The following is a 21,206-nucleotide window of genomic DNA, read 5'->3' on the forward strand; positions in this document are numbered from 1 at the left end:
TGGCACGGGACTCGAGAGAATCCTAGTCAGTGTTTCCGGGCCAGTGTCACGCCATCGCCGATCGGAACCATTGAAAGCTGAACTCTTTCATCAGCTTGGATCTTGGCATTCAGGCTGCGCAAGGCGTTGGTATCGGCGTCTTTCTTGATGGGATCAGCGACATCGCCACCCCAGAGCACATTGTCGATCATCATCAGGCCGCCCGCGCGCAAAAGTTTCAGGCCGCCTTCGTAATAGGAATCATAGGAGGATTTATCGGCGTCGATGAACATCAGGTCGAATGTGTCGGCTTTGCCCGCGGCCAGCAGCTCGTTGATCACGGCGGTGCCACCGGTCAGGCGCAGGTCCATCCGCGCGGCCACACCTGCTTTAGCCCAGTAACGCTTGGCGACGGAGGTGTAGTCTTCGCTCACATCGGCGCAGACGAATTTCGCGTTACAAGCGAGCGCCATGGCAAGACTGGAATAACCGGTGAAGGTTCCGATCTCCAGGACGTGCTTGGGTGCCACTAGAGATGCCAGCATGGCCATGAAGGCACCCTGCTCCGCTGCGATCTGCATGCCGGAGTTGGAGAGCTTGGAAGTTTCCTCCCGCAACTCGGCCAGCACTGCTGGTTCGCGATAGGCTACGCCCCGGTAATAGGCGAAGACCTCTGGTGTGAGGTTCAGGGTTTCAGTGGCCATCAGTTTCAACCTTGCGCGACAGACGTGTGTAGAGCCAGCCGGTGCCCACCAGCGTGAGGCCCATGCCCATGACAGAAGCGATCTGCCAGAGGCCACCCAATTGCCAGAGGTCGTAGATAAAGGTCTTGGCCAAGGCGAGCACCATCACGGCGAGGCCGCCATAGCGCAAGGCCGCGTCGTTGCGTTTGAAGCCCGCAACCAGAAGACCAATGGCAAAGACCAGCCACAGCGCCGACATGGCATAGGATTCGGCGTCCGAGATGAAGGGGATGCCCAACACCGGGCCTTCGAAGATGCGCTTCAGTTCGAGACTGAGGAACACCAGGACGAAGAGCAGCGCGAAGGCCGGCAATTCCTTGCCCACCTTTGGCCAATTTGCCAGCTGGCGGGCGCGCGCCGCAGCGACCATTGCCACAGCGGGTGCGAGGTAACCCAGCCAGAGACCGTTGAAGATGGTGCCGCCAGCGATGGCTTGCGGGTCGATCGCAGGATTGTAGCGCGCGAGATTGCCGAGCAGCCAGGAGAGCCCCAAAAGGCCCGCCAAGGCGAGCACGCCGATACGCAGGCCATCGGATGGCCACTTCCAGCAGGCAGCGGCCCAAAGCCCCGCCAGAGCCGTCCAGGCCAGCGTCAGCACGTAGAATTCCAGCGCGGATGGATTGTGCGAGAGGACCGGGCCTTCAAACAGGCGCATCACGGCAAGCGAGACATAGATAAAGATCATGAACAGGCCTGCCCCGCGCAAGACTTCGCGCAGGTCCGGCAATTCCAAGGCTTCGAAGCGCCGTGCGATCAGCAGGATCAATCCGGCAGGCAGCAGATAGGCCAGGATCAGGCTGTTGAAGACAGGGCCGCCCTCAATGGCCGTAGCATTGAACAACGGACTGTAGATCCACAGACAGCCAAACAACAGCGCGAGGCCGGACATGGCGAGCAGCACGCGTGCACCCCATTTGGCGATCAGGCTGGAATAGAAGCCCTGGCGGTAGCACAGGCCCACCGCAGCGCCGAGCCAGGCCGACACATGGCAACCCAATTCCAGCAGATTGAATTCCCCATTGGGCTCGTAGCCGGAAATGAGGGCGCGCAATTCGACTGAGACGAGTGAAATCGCCAGGCCCAGGCTCAAGCCTTCGAAGCTCACGCGGGCTTTGAAATTCTTTGGGTCGGCGCGCAGCAGATGCGAAGCGGCATAGAACAGCAGCACGGGCACCCCATAACCATAGAGGCCCCAATGCTTGCCCCAGGGCAGCGCATCCAGAGTCTCCGGCGCAAAGGTGTGGCGGGCGAAGAGCAGGATTGAAGCGACAGCACCGAGTGCGGCGGCAATGCGTGCCACAGCGGGCGACGCGAACAGGCGTTGCAGCAGTACATAGGCCATGCTGAGGCCCGCGATGACCAGCACAAGCCAGACATTCTGGGTCAGGCGGTCAGCGGCGAAAACGAGCAGGATCGCCGAGGCGCCGATGAGCAGCGCGGTGGGCGTGCCGCCTTCCCGTCGCAACCAAGCAAGGCCGAGCAAGGCCGCTGCGGCAGCGATGCTGATCCAGGCCCAGCTTTGAGCCGACAGATAGGCATCAGAGCAAAGCCAGCCGTGCAAAATGTAAAGCACAGGAGAGGCAGCCGCCAACAGAGCCCACGAAAAGGTTTCCGACTTGCGCAGGAAACCTGCTGCACCCAAGGCTGAAAAGCCTACGAGGGCCACAAACACGGCGGTCAGATAACGCGGCATCTGGCCGGTGACGAAGCCCATCGCATCAATGGAAGACAGTTGCTGGCCCCACACAGTTGCGGCCATTTCCTGCATGACTTCGGGAGCGACCCAAAGCCGCAAGACGAGCAACGTATAGCCGGCGGCAAACAAAGCAGCATGGCTTTTGCCCTGTTTGAACCAGCCGAAGGCAGAGACTCCCGCCATGCCGATGCCGAACAGGATCACGGCCTTCAGTGCGAATAGCGATATGGGCAGCATGGAGCCGAGGATGAGCGCGCCCGCTGCCATGCCGGCCAAAGCCAGCACAAGCTCAGGTGCCGCCTTGTCCAGCGACTCGATAGTGCCGGAAGCTGCCGAGAAAACCTTGCGAGGATTCACGGCAAAGACGCTGATGGTGCCCAGCGCCAGTGCGAACAGGCCAATGACCCAGGTTGAAGTTTCATCCATGCCTTGCGAGGTGAGCCACAGCATGGACCACAGGAAGGACATGAGCACCGACACGAAGCCCAGCCAAAGCCATGGCCTTTGCCGCAGGATGGCGAAGCAGGCCGCGAGGATCACAAAGAGGTAGATGAAAAAGCCAAGTGCCTGAGGGTGCGGTGACACCACCATGGCTGGCGCGCCATAGGCACCCAGCAGTCCTACGGCGGCGATCAGCGGCCCTTGCCGCAGCGATAGCAGCAGTCCGCCGAAGGCGACCAGCGCAAGCCCAATGAAGGCCGCTGTTGGCCCCAACAGATCATAAAGCGCATAGGCAGCATAGACTGAGCCAAAGGCGGTGACGAGACCACCGGCAGACAGGCCAGCCGGGACATAGGATTTATCATCCTTGATGGAGCGGCGCGCATATTCGCCAACCGCGACCAGGACGCCGCCCAGCAGCAAGCCGACAAGAATGCGAACGATGGGTGGCACCAGATTATGCTGCGCAGCGTAGCGCACAAAGAGCAGACCGGCCAACGCCACAGCCGCGGCACCCAGCCAGACGAACAGGCGGGTGGTCAGCAGGTTTTCAATATTGAACGATTTCGAAGGCGGCGGCAGCGCTGGCTTCAGAGGTTCAGGCCGCGCGCTGGCAATTGAGGCCGCTGCAGCCGCCTTGGCAGCAAGCGCTGGCGCGGGCGCCTTTACCTCGGCCGGCTTCGGCTCGGCAGGCGCCTTGACGGAAGTCGGTGCTGCAACGGGTTCGGCTTTAGCAGGTGAAGCGGCATTCTTTGGAGTTTCAAGTTTCTCGCGCAAGGCCAGCAATTCTTCCAGCTTGGTTTCAATCTGGCTGAGCCGGAATTTCAGGTCTCCCACCTGGCGCAGGGCGATGACGGCAACGACCAGTGCGGCCAGAACAAGCAGGTATGTCATGAGGCAGCTCCGATCAACACCACACTCTCCTGCTCATTGGGATCGGTGCGGGCAATCAGCGCTTTGGCCGGCTTGTCACCGGGATTGTAGGGCTGGTGCGGCACGCCGGCAGGGATATAGACATAATCGCCCGCCTCCACCCGCGAGGTAAATTCCAGATTGGGGCCGTGGTGAAACTCGGTCACGCCCTCCATCTGGTAGATCGCGGTTTCATGGTTCTCGTGATAATGCGGCTTGGCCTTGGCGCCGGGTGGGATCACCAGCATGTGCATGCAGATGCCGGTTGAATTTGAACTCTCGGCGGAGACGCCGCTGAAATAGTCGAGGCCCTGCTTGCCGTGAAAACCTTCACCGCCGCGGATCACCTTGCATTCCTTCATCGCCGTCTCCCCATTTCGCGTATCATTGCAAAAAAGCAATGGCTTGCCTATGTCTCTCGTGATGCTTGCCCGCAACGAAATTGAAGTCAAAATTTCCCATGCCGACCCGGTGGCATGGGAGGCGAGCGCGGGGTTGACGGCCTATCCCGATGCCCTGGCGCGGATGGAATCGGTTGCTGCGGGGATTGCCGCCGGGTCCGAACCTGAACGCGTCTGGCTGCTGGAGCACCCTGCCCTTTATACCGCTGGCACCAGCGCCAAAATTGAGGACCTGGTGGAGCCCAACCGTTTCCCGGTTTTCGATGCCGGGCGTGGCGGGCAATATACCTATCATGGCCCGGGCCAGCGCGTGGCCTATGTGATGCTGAATCTGGCCAAGCGCGGCGGCGATGTGCGCGCCTTCGTGGCAGCGCTGGAAAACTGGATCATGGCCACCCTCGCGGAGTTTGGCGTGCAGGGCGAGCGGCGCGAAGATCGCGTCGGCATCTGGGTGCGCCATGATGGTGGGGAAGACAAGATCGCAGCTTTGGGCATTCGCGTGCGGCGCGGTGTGACCTTTCATGGCATCAGCCTGAATGTGTCTCCCGATCTCAACCACTTTTCCGGCATCGTGCCCTGTGGTGTTTCCGAACATGGGGTGACCAGCCTTGCCGCGCTGGGCGTCAACGTCACGCTGGCCGATGTGGATGCCGCATTGCGCCGGACATTTGTGCCGATTTTCGGGCCGATTTCCCAACAGTAACTTGCACCCAGAAACCCCGCTGGTAGGTTGCGCGCCCTAACCAGGAGGATTCGATGAAGCTTTATTTCTCACCCGGTGCCTGCTCGATGGCGCCGCATATTCTGCTCAATGAACTGGGCAAGAAGTTCGAGATCGAAAAGGTCGATCTGCGCGAGAAAAAGACCGCCAGCGGGAAGGACTACCGCAAGATCAATGCCAAGGGCTATGTGCCCGCCATCGAAATGAAGAAGGGCGAAGTGCTGACCGAAGTCGGCACCATCCTGCAATATCTGGCCGACAAGGCAAAGGCCACGAAGCTGCTGCCGAAGGCCGGCACCAAGGCGCGCTACCACGCCATGGAAATGCTGAACTTCGTGTCGTCAGAACTGCACAAGGGCTATAGCCCACTGTTCAATCCCGGCGTTCCGGCCGAGGGCAAGGATGCGCTGCGCCAGCGCGTCGCTTTGCGCCTCACTTGGCTCAATGATCTACTTGCCAAGCAAAAATTCGTCTCCGGCAAGAGTTTCGGTGTGGCTGATGCCTATGCCTTCACCGTGCTGAACTGGAGCCCCGGCTTGGGCGTTGATCTCACACCCTTTGCCAATATCCAGCGCTTCATGGCCGACATGGCCAAGCGCCCTTCGGTGAAGAAGACACTCGCGGCGGAAGCTGCAGCGAAGTAATCCCACGGCAGGGCACGGGGCTTGAGCTTCCGTGCCTTGCTATTGCAGTTCGGCCTCCGCGGCCTTGGGCAACGGCTCGTAGCCATTGTCCTTCAGGAATTGCGCCAGTGCCTTGGGGATGGGAATGGCCTGCAATTTATCCTCTGGGCAATCCTCAACCCTTGCACCCGTGGTGCAGGTTTGCGGACCGAAGGTACTTTCCGTGTCATAGTTTTTCAGGAACTTGCCCCACGCTTCATCGCCCTGCCCCAGCCTGATCTTGGCGGCAACCCAGGCGGCGAGGAAGCCATTGCCTTTCCACAAATCAGCATTCAGCTTGGCCTGAAATTCCATCGCCGCCAGATCCTGAACAAGGCGCGGGCGCATGTCGGCATCGCCGCTCAAATCCTTCAGCGCGCCATCATAGACTTCGTAAATCTTCACCGGCGCATAGGAACAGGCATAACAATCGAAGGCATAGAGAAACGCGTTATCCACGCCAATCACTTCCAGTGAGTCGTCGTTGTTGACGTCTTCGTAGCTGAAGCCTTCACCGTCTTGGCCATCGGCACTCACCAGTGACCAGTTCTTGTCCTGGTCAATGCGGGTGGCGAAATAGGTCAAGGTGCAGCAATGCGCCCCGCCGGTAAAATTCTTGACGATGACGACCTGACCTTCGGGCCCGGCAAGATTATCCACCAGGGCCGCCGTGAAGAAATCTGGATTATCGAACTCGTCCGGCCCCAGGCTCGCATCGTCGGATGCATCCTTGCCAATATCGACGCGGAAATCGCCCTCGGCATCATGGCCCTCAATCACGGTATGCGCGCTGTCCTTGCTGTCCTTTGAGACATAGACCCGAGCCTTGACCGTATCCGAAGAGAGCGCGAGCGGCTTCTTGAGGGTGTAGGGCTTAAACTCGACCTTGCCGTCTGCCGGCCGCTGCCAGACGGTTTCAATATAGTTGGCTCCCTGCGAGAGCAACGCATCTGACGGAAGGCTGGTAAAGACCTGGTCCGGATCATTCTTCTTCAGATTGGAGATTGAGTTTACGTTATAAGGCCCAGAAATGACGCCATAATATCCACTATTGGAGGATACGACGCGCACGCCCTTCTGGCCTGCTTGCACGCGGGCAATGCCAATGGCCACGTCCTTGTCCTGGCTGGAGGCAATGGCCAGCCATCGCTGTTTGCCACTGAGTTTGAGGTTTTCCGCCGAAGCGGCGCCGCAGATGACAAGTGCTGCCATTGCCAGAAGGATTTTAAACCATTTCATCAATCTGCCTCGCAATCCCCCAGCCTTTAACTTTGTCTAGAATTGTGCCGGGTGCAAGGCACACAGCGAATTTGCCCCCCAGAGACAAAGCGTCTAAACCCCGGCCCATGAACGCTCCTTTGAAAGCCCATAACCCCAAGGTGGGCCTGGTGCAGCTCGGCTGCCCGAAAAATCTGGTCGACAGCGAACGCATTCTCACCCAGCTGCGCGCCGAAGGCTATACGATTGCGCCCGGCTATGATGATGCCGATGTGGTGATCGTCAATACCTGCGGCTTTCTTGACAGCGCCAAGGCCGAAAGCCTCGCCGCCATCGGCGAAGCGATGGAAGAAAATGGCCGCGTGATCGTGACCGGCTGCTATGGCGTCGAGAAGGATGTGATCAACGCCACGCATCCCGGCGTGCTCGCCGTCACCGGCCCGCATCAGTATGAGCAAGTGGTGGAGGCGGTGCATGCCGCCTTGCCGCCGGTGCATGACCCGAAATTCGATCTGGTTCCACCGCAGGGCCTGCATCTCACACCCCGTCACTATTCGTATCTGAAGATTTCCGAGGGCTGCAACAACCGCTGTTCCTTCTGCATCATTCCGGCAATCCGTGGTGATCTCGTGTCACGCCCGATGGCGGCGGTGATGTACGAGGCGGAGCGTTTGGTGAAGGCCGGCGTGAAGGAGCTGCTGGTCATTTCGCAGGACACGTCCGCCTATGGCGTGGACATCAAATATGCCACGTCGAAGTTCAAGGGCCGCGAGCTGCGCGCCAAGTTCTACGACATGTGCAAGGAATTGGGCGATCTCGGCGCTTGGGTGCGCCTGCATTATGTTTACCCCTACCCACATGTGGATGATGTGATCCCGCTGATGGCGGAGGGCAAGATCCTTCCCTATCTCGACATCCCGTTCCAGCATGCCAGCCCGCAAGTTCTCAAGAACATGCGCCGCCCGGCGAACCAGGAAAAGGTGCTGGAGCGCCTGGCCAAGTGGCGCGGCATCTGTCCGGACCTCGCTGTGCGTTCCACTTTCATCGTGGGCTTTCCCGGCGAGACAGATGAGGATTTCGAATATCTGCTGCAATGGCAGAAGGAAGCGCGTCTGGAGCGCGTGGGCTGCTTCAAATATGAGCCCGTGTCTGGTGCAAAAGCCAATGACCTTGGCTTGCCGCAAGTGCCAGACGAAGTGAAGGCCGAGCGCTATGCGCGCTTCATGGAAAACCAGCAGCAGATTTCAGAAGAAATCCTGGCCTCGAAAGTGGGCCGCGAGATCGACGTGCTGGTCGACGGCATTGATACTGAGAATGATGAGGCGGTCGCACGCTCGCAATGGGATGCGCCGGAGATTGACGGCAATGTCTTCATCCCCGGCGCCACCGACCTGAAGCCCGGTGATATGGTCCGCGTACGGATTACCGAGGCCGAAGAATATGATCTGGTGGGTGAGCGGGTCTGAGCCCGCTCACTTACATTATCAGGGTGCTTTTACGGTGGGCGTCACGTCGATGAACGGCGTGGCTGAGCCGGGCACCATGGTGGTGGGTAATTCGCCGTTCCAGCGTTCGGCCTTGGTCAAATCCACCAGCAGCGGATTGTTGGCCAAAGCCGCGGCACGCAAGCGGATGGCATCGGCCGTGGCTTCGCCTTCGATCTTGGTCTTGTAAGCGGAGGCATCAGCCTCGGCCTTCACGCTGCTGGCGCGGCCCTGGGCCTGGGTGACGGCGATATCGGCCTTGATCTTTTCCTGCTGCAGGTTCTGTTCCTGCTTCTGGACTTCAACCTGCGCGGTCATGCGCGCCTCGACGGCTTGTTCATAGGCGCTGGAGAAGTTGATGTTCTCGACCTGCACGCTGTCGATCATCACCGGGCCATCGGTCACCTTGGAAATGGCGTCAGACACATCCTTGTTGAATTTGGCGCGGTTCTGAATGACGGACACGGCATCATACTGGCCAAAGACGGTCTTGATTTCCTGGGGTGCCTTTCTGGCGATCACACGGTCGGCCAGAGCTTCAAGCGATCCATAGTTCGCATAGACATTGGCGACTTCGCTCTCCGGCACATGGAAGTTCACGGTGACACGCATATCGGCCGGCTGCTGGTCACGGGAGTAACCCTGCATGACCGGAAGGCCGCCACCATTTTCCTGGTCACTGCCCCAACGGACCACCTGCTGGCGCAGGCTGATCTTTTCGACGCGCTGCAGAAACGGCACCTTGAAATGCAGGCCGGGGCCGGTGACGGTGCTCAGCGCACCATTGGTCAGGAGAATGCCCCGGTCGCCCTGGTCCACCGTGTACCATGAGTTCATCAGCGCGAGAACGCCTGCAATCAGAATTACAATAACGGCCACGCCGGAGCGCATGATGCCGGGTGAAAACGGCAGCGGCGGTTGCGGCGTGCGGTTATTGTTATTCTTGGACCAAATGTCGGACATTCATTTCCCCTGGTTTGTAAACATTTTGTAATACATGGGTACGGGCTGTCAGTTTTTCAACAGGGACAGGAATTTTACTGTGCCCTCAAAATCCGCCTTGCGGTTGGCGCGGCGGCGGGCGGCTTCATGGTCTTCGCCCCAGGTGCTGATCTGGTAGTCCTCATCCACATGGGCTGCGGCCCAGCCGGAGGCAGAGTCGATGGCGCCTGAATGGATCATCAGAGCCAGCAAGGCCGAGCCTGTGAGCGTTGTGAGGTTGTGGACGGCGGTGAGTTTGAACGCATCGAGGCCCGCAATATGCGCTTCAACGGCCCGCAAGGCGGCTTCCGGCTGTTTCACATAGATGATGCCACTGGCACCCAGGAAGCGGGCATCCAGAGCCTGCTTGGCCCAATCCAGAATGGGGTCCCAGGCGGCGGCTTGCAGCGCCACCAGCTTTTCCGGCGCATCGGCGCGGTAGAAGACCAGATCTGAACCGGCGAAGCCTACGACCTCTCCTGCCACATGAGCGCGCTCCGGCCCTGCCCGGTCGATGGCCGTGTTGGCCAGTTTGGTGAGTGGCATTAGAGCGGGGTTGATCAACTTCTCTTGCGCGCGCCATTCGTCGGCCACCGCTTCGGCAAGTGGATGAGTGGGCAGCGAGAAGGCGGCCTTCAAAGGTGTTTTGACGGCGCGGCCATCGAGCAGGATCTTGTTACCCTCGCCCACGGCCACGTCCTTGTAGAAACGGCGCGGCAAGGGCCGGTCCACCTTGTCCTGGCTCAGGCGTTCCCAGCGCTGATCTTCGGTCTCGTCAGTCATCAAAACGCTCCGCGTTAAAGCCCAGGGCTTCGAAGGTGTGGAGCATATGGTCTGGCATCGGGGCGGTCACATCAATCTGGCCGCCGCGTGGATGCGGGAATTGCAGGCGGCGGGCGTGCAGATGCAAACGGTTGGCAATGCCTTCGGACAGGCCTTCATCGCCGCCATATTTATTGTCACCCAGAATGGGTGTGCCGATGTGATGCATATGGGCGCGCAGCTGGTGCTGTCTCCCGGTTTGCGGCTTCAGCGAAACCCAGCTCGCGGCCTTGCCGGATTTTTCCAACGTGTTGTAGAAAGTGATGGCGCGTTGCTCGTCATCTTCCTCGCCCTCGCGTGAGGCGCGCATGCGGTCGCCGTCTTCGCTGCGTGCCTTGATCAAGGCCACGTCGATCTTACCCTGTGCGGGATCAGGAGTGCCTTTGACCACGGCCCAATAGGTCTTCTTCACATTGCGGCTGGCGAACAGCTTGCCCAGCGATGCCGCCACGGCGCGGCGCTTGGCAATGACGATCACGCCGGATGTGTCGCGGTCCAGCCGGTGCACGAGCAGAGGTCGCTCGCCCAGTTCGACGCCCAATCCCATCAGCAAGCCATCGAGGTGGATACTCGTTTTGGTGCCGCCCTGCACAGCGAAGCCAGACGGCTTATTGAGGATGAAAATATCCTGGTCCTCATGCAGGACCATCGAAGCAAACAGCGCCCGCTCTTTGGCAGTAAGCGGCGGCACGTCTTCCTTGGGCGCATCGGCGGGGCGACGGTCAAAGGCCAGCGGTGGCACGCGGATTTCATCGCCCTTGGCGAGGCGGTGGTTGTTCTTGACCCTCCCCGTGCCGACGCGCACCTGGCCAGTGCGCGTAAGCTTATTGAGATAGGCAAAAGTGACTTGCGGAAAATGAACCTTGAACCAGCGGTCAAGCCGCATGCCATCCTCGTCGGCAGAGACTTCGTGGCGTTTTACCTCACTCATGCGGCGATGGCTCGGGCCAGCGCAAGACCGGCAAAGCAGGCCAGGATGGAAATGATGACGGAGGCCGCGGCGTAAAGCGCAGCGCCGGTGAAATCGCGGCGCTCAAACAGCACGGCAAAGTCCAATGCGAAAGCCGAGAAGGTGGTGAAGCCGCCGAGAATTCCGGTGGTGAGGAACAGCCGCATTTCGTTGGAGATGTTAAGCTTCAGCGCCATCAAGGCAGTGAGGAAGCCCATCACAAAGCAGCCGCTGATATTGATCAGCAGGGTGTGCAAAGGAAACTCCGTCGGATTGGCGCGGCCGATGCCAATGTTCATGCCATAGCGCAGCGCGGCGCCCAGCCCGCCGCCCACAAAAACCAGCACCGCATTCATCAGAACCAGCCCTTGCGCTTGAAATAGGCGATGGGCAGCAAGGCTGAAGCGATCATGAACACCACGGCAAAGGGATAACCCCATTCCCAATCCAGCTCAGGCATCGCCTTGAAATTCATTCCGTACACGGATGCCACCAGCGTGGGCGGCAAGAAGGCCACCGACGCCACAGTGAAAATCTTGATGATGTTGTTTTGCTCAATCGAAATCATGCCGAGTACGGCGTCGAGCAGGAACGAAATTTTGGCGGTCAGAAAGCCCGAATGGTCGGTCAGCGAAATGATATCGCGCTGGACAACCTTGATGCGAGCAAGCAGCTCGCGCTTGGGTTTGCTGGCCGGTTGATGATCCACCACGGCCTGCGCAAAGGCCATCATGCGCGAGATTGAAAGCAGACTTTCGCGCATCTTCGAGGTGAAGTCGCCCTCCTCGCCCACTTTGCCCAGCATCTCTTCCAGGTTCTTGGGGCGCGTGCGCCGCTTGCGCTTGGCATCGGGCCTGCGCAGGAACGATGTGGCGAAGACATGCTTTGAGGTTTCATCCACGATCAGGCCCACGCGCTCCAGATGGTCGGCGGCGCGGTCCACCACCGCTTCAATCAGGCTGATGAAGATGCCCCAGGCCTCGCTGCCATTGGCATGGCGCATCGCCTGTTTTACATACTGAGGAAAGGCCTGCGGATGGTGATAGCGGATGGTGACGATCTGCCGACCGGTGAGCACGAAAGTAACGGGGGAAGATTCGGGCCGGTCATCCTCGCCACGGCGGATCAGGTTGGCGGTCATGAAAGTGGCGCCGTCTTCTTGGTAAAGTCGGCTGGACGCTTCGATCTCGGCCAATTCACCACGGGTTGGAATATCAAGGCTGAGCACGCTTTCAACCTTGGCTTCTTCAGCCGGGGTGGGTGAGACCAGGTCAATCCAGACGGATTTTTTCAGGACAAGATCGCTCACTTCGGCCGGGTGGCCGACGAGGCAATCATCTGTAATTCCGTAGGCGTTCAGCATGATTTCATAAAGCCCCATCTGGGGTGAATCGCAAGGGCCTTGATCCATGGCCCTAGCTTGGGGCAAGGAGCTTCCATGTTAAAATCTATCCATATCATCGGGGCCGGAATGGCCGGATCGGAAGCCGCATGGCAAGCAGCCGAGGCAGGCGCAAAAGTGGTGCTCCACGAAATGCGCGGACTGACCAAAACCGACGTTCACAAGACCGATGGCTTTGCCGAGCTGGTCTGCTCGAACTCATTCCGCTCCGACGATAAGGACAATAATGCCGTAGGCCTGCTGCATGAGGAAATGCGAATGGCGGGCTCGCTGATCATGGCGATTGCCGAGCAGCACAAGGTGCCGGCCGGTGGTGCTTTGGCGGTGGACCGGGATGGGTTCTCCGAAGCGGTGACTGCAAAGATTTCAGCCCACCCGAACATTACCGTGGAACGCGGCGAGGTGGAGACCATTCCACCTGCCGATTGGGACAATGTGATCATCGCCACTGGGCCGCTGACTTCCGAACGGTTGGCCAAAGCGATTGGCAATTTGACGGGCGAAGAAGGCCTGGCGTTTTTCGATGCGATCGCGCCAATTGTGTATCGCGAGAGCATCGACATGGGCAAAGCCTGGTTCCAGTCGCGCTATGACAAGGTGGGCCCGGGCGGCAATGGCAAGGACTATATCAACTGCCCGATGGACAAGGCGCAGTATGAAGCCTTTGTCGCTGCGCTCATCGCGGGCGAGAAGACCGATTTCCGCGAATTCGAAAAGAACACGCCGTATTTCGATGGTTGCTTGCCGATTGAAGTGATGGCGGATCGCGGCCCGGAAACGCTGCGTCACGGGCCGATGAAGCCGATGGGCCTGACCAATGCGCATCAGCCCGATGTGAAAGCCCATGCGGTGGTACAGCTACGGCAGGATAATGCTTTGGGCACGTTGTACAATATTGTCGGCTTTCAGACGAAACTGAAATATGCCCAGCAGGTCGAGGTTTTCAAAACCATTCCAGGGTTGGAGAATGCGGAATTCGCCCGGTTGGGCGGTTTGCATCGGAACACTTTTCTTAATTCTCCCAAACTTTTAGATGATCAACTTCGCCTGAAGCTTGAACCACGTTTACGCTTTGCGGGGCAGATCACCGGCGTTGAAGGCTATGTGGAAAGTGCGGCGATGGGGCTGATGGCGGGGCGGATGGCTGCAGCGCAGGCGCAAGGCAAAGGCTTCACGCCGCCGCCGGCCACGACCGCGCATGGGGCGCTGATCAATCACATCACTGGCGGGCATATTGCCACCACTGAATCCCGCGCCAGCTTCCAGCCGATGAACATCAATTTCGGCCTGATGCCGCCGCCGGAGGTGAAGCGCGAGCCGGGCAAGAAGATGAGCTATGCCGACAAGGGCGTGGCGCGCAAGCACGCCTATACGAGCCGGGCGATGGGTGATTTCAGAAACTGGCTGGCTTCGAACGCTTAGGCCGCCTCACCGAGGAAACCGCCGGACTGGCGGTTCCAGAGGGCGGCATAGTGGCCGCCTCGCTTCAGCAGTTCATCATGCGTCCCCGACTCGACGATGCGGCCTTGGTCCAGCACGACCAGTCTGTCCATGGCAGCAATCGTGGACAGGCGGTGCGCAATGGCGATGACCGTGCGGCCTTCCATCAGGTCTTCGAGGCTGGTTTGGATCGCAGCTTCCACTTCGGAGTCGAGGGCGGATGTTGCCTCGTCCAGAATGAGGATCGGTGCGTTCTTCAGGATCACGCGGGCAATGGCGATGCGCTGGCGCTGGCCGCCTGACAGCTTCACGCCGCGCTCGCCGACATGGGCCTCAAAACCCTTGCGGCCTTTCCAGTCGGTCAGGTGGTCAATAAATTGCAGAGCGTGCGCCTGTTTGGCAGCGGCGGTCACTTCGGCACGGGTGGCGGAACGGCGGCCATAGGCGATGTTGTCATGCAACGAGCGGTGCAACAGCGAGGTATCTTGCGTGACCACCGAAACATGCTGGCGGATACTGGCCTGGGTGAGCTGGGCCACGTCCTGCCCATCAATGGTGATGCGGCCCTGCTCCAGCTCGTAGAAGCGCAGCAGCAAGTTGACGAGGGTTGATTTGCCTGCGCCTGAGCGCCCGACAAGTCCGATGCGTTCGCCGGGGCGGATATGCAGCGACAGGTCTTCGATGATGCCGCCTTTGCGGCCATAGTGGAATGAGATGTGATCGAAATTGATGTCGCCCTTGGTGACCTTCAGCCGGTTGGCATCCGGCCTGTCGGTCAGCAGGATCGGCTTGGCGATGGTTTCCATGCTTTCATGCACGGTGCCCACCTGTTCGAAAATGGTGGTCACTTCCTGCGCCACGCGCGATGACGTGGCGGAGATCTGCAGCGTCATCGGCAGCACCATGGCAACCATATCAAGCCCGATGGTGCCTACTTGCCAGAGATGCAGCGCCATCAATGTGGTGCCGGCGATCAGCGCGCCCGATAGGATCGAAAGCCCAATACTGAAGACCGAAAGCCAGCGGTGATGGCGGATCATGCGGCCAGTATGGACATCAACCGATTGGCGCACGAAGTCATCTTCTTCTTCCGGGCGGGCGAAGAGTTTGACGGTGAGGATATTGGTATAACTGTCCACGATGCGGCCCACCATGTCGGAGCGGGCATAGGCAATGTGGCGCGAGCCCTGCCCGATCTTCGGCACGGTCAAGGCGAGAAAGCCGACATAAGCCACCGTCCAGATGGCCACCGGCAGCACCAGCAGGCCGCTGGCGGCGGCGAGGAAAAAGGATGTGGTGATGCCCAGCGCGGCCAGATACCAAACCACCGAGATCATCGAGACGACGGAGCCGCGGAGCGTGTGGCCGATTTCCAGCACGCGCGATCCAATGCGCCCGGCAAAGTCATTCTGGAAGAAGCTCAAGGTTTGGCGCACCACATGCCAATGGCTTTGCCAGCGCACCATATTGGTCATGCCGGGGGCGATAGCCTGGTTCAGGATCACGCTCTGGATCGACATCACGATGGGGCGAATGATCAGCACCAAGGCTAGGAGTCCGAAAATCAACGGGCGACCGGATTCAAAAAGCGTTTGAGGTGTGCTGGTTGTCACGGCTTTGACCAAGCGCCCCATGAAGACCGGCACCCCGGCATCGACAATCGCCACCAGGCAGCTCGAAACGAATAGCGCGATAAAGGGCAATTTCGCCTGGCGCACGAAGAACCAGTAGAAGTTGAAGAGGCCCGCGGGCGGTTCGCCCGGCGTCCCACGCGCCGTGGGCCTGATGATGTTTTCGATGAAATGCAGCATGACAGATTCTTGGTCTGGCTTGAGTGTGAGGCGGCGGCAAGCCGCTGACCAGTGACAATTGGTTAGGTCTGGAATGTGGCCAGCGAGGGGCAGATGGCCAACGGTTTTGGCTTGAACTGCACCTATGCCCGCCCGCAGGCGTGGCCTAGCTTGGTGCCATGCTGCAACTCGCGATCGCCGTGCTCATCGTCTTCATCGCCTCCATCGTGCGCGGCTTTTCGGGCTTCGGCCTGTCGCTGCTCGCGATCACCGGATTGTCGCTGATCTATGCACCGGCAGACATTGTGCCTTCGATCTTCATGCTGGAGCTGGTGGCGTCGATCAACCTCCTGCCCTCGATCTGGAAGGACATCCACTGGCGCTCGCTGGCACCGCTCACCTTGGGCTGCCTGATTGCCACGCCTTTGGGCGTGTGGTGCCTCGCCCATATTTCACCTGCCCCGATGCAGCTGGCCTTGGCGATTTTCGTGCTGGTTTCCACGGCCATTCTGGGCTGGGGTTTTTCTCTCAAGAACATCCCCGGCATCGCGGGATCGACGGCGGTGGGTGCGGCTTGCGGGCTTTCCAACGGGGCCTTCGGCATTGCCGGGCCGCCGCTGATCCTGTTCTATTTTTCCTCGCCTGCGGGCGCTGCGGCGGGGCGCGCTTCGATTGTGGCCTTCTTCCTGGCCACCGATACGATCGGGTTGGCCAACCAGTATCACGAGGGCTTGCTGAATTGGGACGTGGTGATGCGCGCCGCGTTCTATTTGCCCGCAATGCTGTTCGGTGTGTGGACCGGGGCGCGCAGCTTCAAGGGCGTGAGCGAGGAGAAATTCCGCAAGGTGGTTCTCATCCTGCTGGCGATCATGGCCGTGATCATCGGCGTGAAGGCTGTTCTGGCGCTTAACGTCTAGAGCGCTGCTGCAATTGCTGAATTGCCTGCATGGCGCGTTCTGCATCGTCCAGACCGACAAAGATGTGATCGTGATAGGCCCCGGCCATCACATTGGCGCTGATGCCCACATCGGTTAGCGCTTTGCTGAAGGCGGCTGTGAGGCCGACTGCCGCCAAATCGGAATGCACAGTGAGAGTGATCCAGGCGGCGCGCATCCAGATTTTCGCACCCAATTTTTCCGCTTCCGCCAAGTCGGCCACAACGGTCAACCCCTCTGCTTCGGCGAAAGTTGAGATGGTATGCTCGGGCGCTATCGGATTCTTGCCGTCGGGAAAACTCAAGAAGGCGACGGGGCGCGGATTCAGCTCCGGCTTCATGGTGGCGAGAAGCTGAGACAGATCAGAAACAGGGTCGCTCACATAGGCCTCCAAAGAAAAAGGCCCGGATTGCTCCGGGCCTCTTGATTTAGTGTCTCGCTTATTCCGCGGCGGGGAGCTGCGACTTTTGCTGCTCCTCGATGATCATCCGGTCGCGCTTGTCGGCGATGGCACGGAAGCGTGCCAGCATGCCGCCAGTGCCGGCCGGGATCAGGCGGCCGACGATGACGTTTTCCTTGAGGCCATCGAGCGTGTCGATCTTGCCCTGAACCGCAGCGTCGGTGAGGACGCGGGTGGTTTCCTGGAAGGACGCCGCCGAGATGAAGCTGCGGGTTTGCAGCGACGCCTTGGTGATGCCGAGCAGAACCGGCTGGCCCGAAGCAGGTTTGAGGCCTTCGGCCACCAGCTTGAGGTTTTCGCGGTCCAGTTCTTCGCGGTCGAGCTGTTCGCCCGGCAGGTAGGTCGATTCACCCTGGTCGGTGATTTCAACCTTCTGCAGCATCTGGCGGACAATCACTTCGATGTGCTTGTCGTTGATGCCCACGCCCTGCAGACGATAGACTTCCTGGATTTCGTTCACGAGGAACGCAGCCAGTTCTTCCACGCCCTTGATCGCAAGGATGTCATGCGGTGCCGGGTTGCCGTCCATCAGGTATTCACCCTTTTCGATGAAGTCACCTTCCTGGACGGGCAAATGCTTGCCCTTCGGGATCAGGTATTCGACGGCTTCTGCACCCTCCTCCTGCGGCACGATCTTGATGCGGCGCTTGTTCTTGTAGTCGCGGCCGAATTCGATCTTGCCGGAGATTTCGGCGATGATCGCAGCATCCTTCGGACGGCGCGCTTCGAAGAGTTCGGCAACACGCGGCAGACCGCCGGTGATGTCGCGGGTCTTGGCGCTTTCCAGCGGGTTACGGGCGAGCACGTCGCCTGCACCCACCTTGGCACCCGGTTCCACCGACAGAATGGCGTCGACGGAAAGCAGGTAGCGAGCGTCGCCGCCGCGGGCCAGCTTCTTCACTTCGCCATTGGCATCCTTGATCACGATGGCGGGCTTGAGGCCCGTGCCACGCTGATTGGTGCGCCAGTCGATGATCACACGGTTGGTGATGCCCGTTGCTTCGTCAGTCGCTTCGTTGACGGTGACACCATCAACCACGTCTTCGAAGGCCACGATGCCGTCCACTTCCGTGAGGATCGGACGGGTGAACGGATCCCATTCGGCGATACGGATACCCCGCTTGGCATGATCACCGGTGTTGACCAGCAGGCGCGAACCGTAACCCACCTTATAGGTGGCGCGGTCATTGCCTTGCGGATCCTTGATGGCGATCAGGGCGTTGCGGCCCATCACGATCAAGTTGCCACTGGTGGCCTTGGCAACTGCGGAGTTGCGGATTTCAACCAAACCTTCCTGAGCGGCCTCAACGAAGCTGTTGTCAAGAACCTGCGCCACGCCGCCGATGTGGAAGGTACGCATGGTGAGCTGCGTGCCCGGTTCACCGATGGACTGGGCTGCAATCACGCCCACGGCTTCGCCCATATTCACAGGCGTGCCGCGTGCAAGGTCGCGGCCATAGCAGGCTGCGCAGACGCCGAACTTGGTTTCGCAGGTCAGCACCGAGCGGATCTTGGCTTCGGTGATGCCGGCCTTTTCGATCTTCTCAGCATGCGGTTCGAGAATTTCCTTGCCGGCTTCGATGATGATCGTGCCCGTTGCCGGATCGACCATGTTCTCGGCTGCCGTACGGCCCAGCACACGCTGGCCCAGCGACACGATCACCTGACCGCTATCGATCAGGGGGCGTGTGGTGAGATAGCGCTTGGTGCCGCAATCCGGTTCAGAAATGATGGCATCCTGAGCAACGTCAACCAGACGGCGGGTGAGGTAACCCGAGTTCGCGGTCTTCAACGCCGTATCCGCGAGGCCCTTGCGGGCACCGTGGGTGGAGTTGAAGTATTCGAGAACCGAGAGACCTTCCTTGAAGTTCGAAATGATCGGCGTTTCGATGATCTCGCCCGAAGGCTTGGACATCAGGCCGCGCATGCCGCCCAGCTGCTTCATCTGGGTGACGGAGCCACGGGCGCCGGAGTTCGACATCATGTAGATCGAGTTGATCGGCTTGGTACGGCCGGTCTTGTCGTCCACGCGAACGGCGGAAATTTCCGCCATCATTTCTTCGGTCACGCGGTCGTTGCACTTGCCCCAGGCGTCAACCACCTTGTTGTACTTTTCGCCCTGGGTGATGAGACCGTCGGAATACTGCTGCTCATATTCCTTGGCCAGCAAACGCGTCTGCGCGACCAGCTTTTCCTTGGCGGCGGGGATGACCATGTCGTCCTTGCCGAAGGAAATGCCCGCCTTGTAGGCGTTGTGGAAGCCGAGGCCCATGATGCGGTCAGCGAAGACAACAGCTTCCTTCTGGCCACAATGGCGGTAGACGGCGTCGATCATCTTAGAGATTTCGCGCTTGGTCATCAGCTTGTTGCAGAGGTCGTAAGAGATGTTGACGGCATGCGGCAACAGCTCACCGATTTTCAGGCGGCCCGGTGTGGTTTCCAGGGTGCGGGTCACGAGCTGGCCATCCGGGCCCATCTCGGTGATGCGGCCCTTGATCTTGGCATGCAGCGTGACAGCGCCGGCCTGCAAGGCGTGATCGACTTCGGCAATGTTGCCGAACATCATGCCCTGCCCCGGCTCATTGTCGTTCATGAGCGATAGATAGTAGAGGCCCAGAACGATATCCTGCGACGGCACAATGATCGGCTGGCCGTTGGCGGGATGCAGCACGTTGTTGGTCGACATCATCAGCACGCGGGCTTCCAGCTGCGCTTCGAGCGACAGCGGAACGTGCACAGCCATCTGGTCGCCGTCAAAGTCGGCGTTGAAGGCGGTGCAGACGAGCGGATGCAGCTGAATGGCCTTGCCTTCGATCAGCACGGGCTCAAACGCCTGGATGCCCAAGCGATGCAGCGTCGGCGCGCGGTTCAGCATGATCGGATGTTCGCGGATAACCTCGTCGAGGATATCCCAGACTTCCGGCTTTTCCTTTTCAACCAGCTTCTTGGCTTGCTTCACGGTGGAAGAAAGGCCCTTGGCTTCGAGGCGCGAATAGATGAACGGCTTGAACAATTCGAGCGCCATCTTCTTCGGCAGGCCGCACTGATGCAGCTTCAACTCCGGACCCACGGTGATGACCGAGCGGCCCGAATAGTCGACGCGCTTGCCGAGCAGGTTCTGGCGGAAGCGGCCCTGCTTGCCCTTGAGCATATCTGACAGCGACTTCAGCGGACGCTTGTTGGCACCGGTGATGACGCGGCCACGGCGGCCGTTGTCGAACAGCGCATCCACCGATTCCTGCAGCATGCGCTTTTCGTTACGCACGATGATGTCTGGCGCACGCAATTCAATGAGGCGCTTCAGGCGGTTGTTGCGGTTGATGACGCGGCGATAAAGATCATTGAGATCCGACGTCGCGAAGCGGCCACCATCCAGCGGGACGAGCGGGCGCAGTTCCGGCGGGATCACCGGAACAACAGTCAGGATCATCCATTCCGGGCGGTTGCCGGATTCCAGGAAGTTCTCGACGAGCTTCAAACGCTTGGCCAGCTTCTTCGGCTTGATTTCACCGGTTGCGACTTTCAGCTCTTCGCGCAGCGAAATTTTCAACGCATCGAGATTAATGGCGTTGAGCATGTCGCGCACGGCCTCAGCACCGATCGATGCGGTGAAGCTGTCTTCGCCATATTCTTCCTGGGCCTTGAGATATTCATTCTCGCCCAGCAGCTGGTGCATCTTGAGCGGGGTGAGGCCCGGCTCGGTCACAATGTAGTTTTCGAAATAGAGGATGCGTTCCACATCCTTTAGCGTCATGTCGAGCAAGGTCGCGATGCGGCTCGGCACCGACTTCAGGAACCAGATATGGGCAACCGGGGCTGCGAGTTCGATATGGCCCATGCGCTCGCGCCGCACCTTCGACAGGGTGACTTCCACGCCACACTTTTCGCAGATGATGCCCTTGTACTTCATGCGCTTGTACTTGCCGCACAGGCATTCGTAATCCTTCACGGGTCCGAAAATGCGCGCGCAGAACAGGCCGTCACGTTCCGGCTTGAATGTACGGTAATTGATGGTTTCCGGCTTCTTGATTTCGCCGAACGACCAGGACAGGATTTTCTCCGGGCTGGCGACGGTGATGCGGATCTGGTCGAAAACCTGAACCGGAGTAACCGGGTTGAAGACGTTCATGAGCTCTTGGTTCATGGGTGTCCTTGCTCCTTATGCGGGGG

Annotated in this window: 17 protein-coding genes; 5 read left to right on the forward strand and 12 right to left on the reverse strand. The window is 59.6% G+C overall.

Annotated features, from left to right (window positions below; genetic code table 11):
- Positions 1 to 26 precede the first annotated feature (26 nt).
- From F8B91_RS05060 to F8B91_RS05070, 3 genes are read right to left on the reverse strand one after another with little or no spacing between them, the layout of a single operon-like run.
- Positions 27 to 683 carry a class I SAM-dependent methyltransferase gene (locus F8B91_RS05060; protein WP_196502610.1) on the reverse strand — a complete coding sequence of 219 codons (657 nt, stop codon included), beginning with the start codon at positions 681 to 683 and terminating at the stop codon, positions 27 to 29.
- Positions 673 to 3,753, reverse strand: a complete 3,081-nt coding sequence (locus F8B91_RS05065; protein WP_196502611.1) for a DUF2339 domain-containing protein — start codon at positions 3,751 to 3,753, stop codon at positions 673 to 675. The genes F8B91_RS05060 and F8B91_RS05065 overlap by 11 nt, the downstream gene beginning before the upstream one ends.
- A complete protein-coding gene (locus tag F8B91_RS05070) occupies positions 3,750 to 4,133 on the reverse strand; it encodes a cupin domain-containing protein (RefSeq protein ID WP_196502612.1) in 384 nt (127 codons plus the stop codon). Before F8B91_RS05070 ends, F8B91_RS05065 begins: the two co-directional genes overlap by 4 nt.
- A gap of 49 nt (positions 4,134 to 4,182) precedes the next feature.
- On the opposite strand from F8B91_RS05070, the gene lipB reads away from it, so the two are divergent.
- Both lipB and gstA read left to right on the forward strand, forming a co-directional pair.
- On the forward strand, positions 4,183 to 4,875 hold the full coding sequence (lipB, locus tag F8B91_RS05075) for a lipoyl(octanoyl) transferase LipB (protein WP_246714964.1): 693 nt from the start codon (positions 4,183 to 4,185) through the stop codon (positions 4,873 to 4,875).
- A 53-nt stretch (positions 4,876 to 4,928) separates the two neighbouring features.
- Positions 4,929 to 5,537, forward strand: coding sequence for a glutathione transferase GstA (gstA, locus tag F8B91_RS05080; RefSeq protein WP_196502613.1), 609 nt, complete (start codon positions 4,929 to 4,931; stop codon positions 5,535 to 5,537).
- 39 nt (positions 5,538 to 5,576) lie between these two features.
- On the opposite strand, the gene F8B91_RS05085 is transcribed toward gstA, so the two are convergent.
- A complete protein-coding gene (locus tag F8B91_RS05085) occupies positions 5,577 to 6,794 on the reverse strand; it encodes a hypothetical protein (RefSeq protein WP_196502614.1) in 1,218 nt (405 codons plus the stop codon).
- Positions 6,795 to 6,901: 107 nt separating this feature from the next.
- Here F8B91_RS05085 and rimO point away from each other — a divergent pair, with 107 nt between their 5' ends.
- The gene (gene rimO / locus F8B91_RS05090; protein WP_196502615.1) at positions 6,902 to 8,239 is read left to right on the forward strand and encodes a 30S ribosomal protein S12 methylthiotransferase RimO; all 1,338 of its coding nucleotides are present in this window, start codon (positions 6,902 to 6,904) and stop codon (positions 8,237 to 8,239) included.
- An 18-nt stretch (positions 8,240 to 8,257) separates the two neighbouring features.
- Here the strand turns inward: rimO and F8B91_RS05095 are convergent, their stop codons facing one another.
- From F8B91_RS05095 to F8B91_RS05115, 5 genes are read right to left on the reverse strand one after another with little or no spacing between them, the layout of a single operon-like run.
- Positions 8,258 to 9,220, reverse strand: coding sequence for a prohibitin family protein (locus F8B91_RS05095; RefSeq protein WP_246714965.1), 963 nt, complete (start codon positions 9,218 to 9,220; stop codon positions 8,258 to 8,260).
- Between the two features lie 48 nt (positions 9,221 to 9,268).
- A complete protein-coding gene (locus F8B91_RS05100; protein ID WP_196502616.1) occupies positions 9,269 to 10,021 on the reverse strand; it encodes an ATP12 family chaperone protein in 753 nt (250 codons plus the stop codon).
- Positions 10,014 to 10,991, reverse strand: coding sequence for an RluA family pseudouridine synthase (locus tag F8B91_RS05105; protein ID WP_196502617.1), 978 nt, complete (start codon positions 10,989 to 10,991; stop codon positions 10,014 to 10,016). Before F8B91_RS05105 ends, F8B91_RS05100 begins: the two co-directional genes overlap by 8 nt.
- Positions 10,988 to 11,365: a fluoride efflux transporter CrcB gene (gene crcB, locus F8B91_RS05110; protein ID WP_196502618.1), complete on the reverse strand. Its 378-nt coding sequence runs from the start codon at positions 11,363 to 11,365 to the stop codon at positions 10,988 to 10,990. Before crcB ends, F8B91_RS05105 begins: the two co-directional genes overlap by 4 nt.
- Positions 11,365 to 12,420, reverse strand: a complete 1,056-nt coding sequence (locus F8B91_RS05115) for a magnesium transporter CorA family protein (protein ID WP_246714966.1) — start codon at positions 12,418 to 12,420, stop codon at positions 11,365 to 11,367. The genes crcB and F8B91_RS05115 overlap by 1 nt, the downstream gene beginning before the upstream one ends.
- A gap of 27 nt (positions 12,421 to 12,447) precedes the next feature.
- Here F8B91_RS05115 and trmFO point away from each other — a divergent pair, with 27 nt between their 5' ends.
- Positions 12,448 to 13,833, forward strand: coding sequence for a methylenetetrahydrofolate--tRNA-(uracil(54)-C(5))-methyltransferase (FADH(2)-oxidizing) TrmFO (gene trmFO, locus F8B91_RS05120; RefSeq protein WP_196502619.1), 1,386 nt, complete (start codon positions 12,448 to 12,450; stop codon positions 13,831 to 13,833).
- Here trmFO and F8B91_RS05125 read toward each other — a convergent pair.
- Positions 13,830 to 15,662, reverse strand: coding sequence for an ABC transporter ATP-binding protein (locus F8B91_RS05125; protein WP_196502620.1), 1,833 nt, complete (start codon positions 15,660 to 15,662; stop codon positions 13,830 to 13,832). The two genes, trmFO and F8B91_RS05125, sit on opposite strands and share 4 nt — an antisense overlap.
- A gap of 158 nt (positions 15,663 to 15,820) precedes the next feature.
- On the opposite strand from F8B91_RS05125, the gene F8B91_RS05130 reads away from it, so the two are divergent.
- Positions 15,821 to 16,558 (forward strand): sulfite exporter TauE/SafE family protein, encoded by a 738-nt coding sequence (locus F8B91_RS05130; RefSeq protein WP_196502621.1) that lies wholly within the window; start codon positions 15,821 to 15,823, stop codon positions 16,556 to 16,558.
- On the opposite strand, the gene F8B91_RS05135 is transcribed toward F8B91_RS05130, so the two are convergent.
- Together F8B91_RS05135 and rpoC are read right to left on the reverse strand one after the other, a co-directional pair.
- Positions 16,548 to 16,958, reverse strand: a complete 411-nt coding sequence (locus F8B91_RS05135) for an ACT domain-containing protein (RefSeq protein ID WP_348641718.1) — start codon at positions 16,956 to 16,958, stop codon at positions 16,548 to 16,550. The two genes, F8B91_RS05130 and F8B91_RS05135, sit on opposite strands and share 11 nt — an antisense overlap.
- 58 nt (positions 16,959 to 17,016) lie before the next feature.
- On the reverse strand, positions 17,017 to 21,180 hold the full coding sequence (gene rpoC, locus F8B91_RS05140) for a DNA-directed RNA polymerase subunit beta' (protein WP_196502622.1): 4,164 nt from the start codon (positions 21,178 to 21,180) through the stop codon (positions 17,017 to 17,019).
- Positions 21,181 to 21,206: the final 26 nt, after the last annotated feature.

It is taken from the genome of Aestuariivirga litoralis (genome assembly GCF_015714715.1).
Taxonomy (GTDB): Bacteria; Pseudomonadota; Alphaproteobacteria; order Rhizobiales; family Aestuariivirgaceae; genus Aestuariivirga; species Aestuariivirga litoralis_A.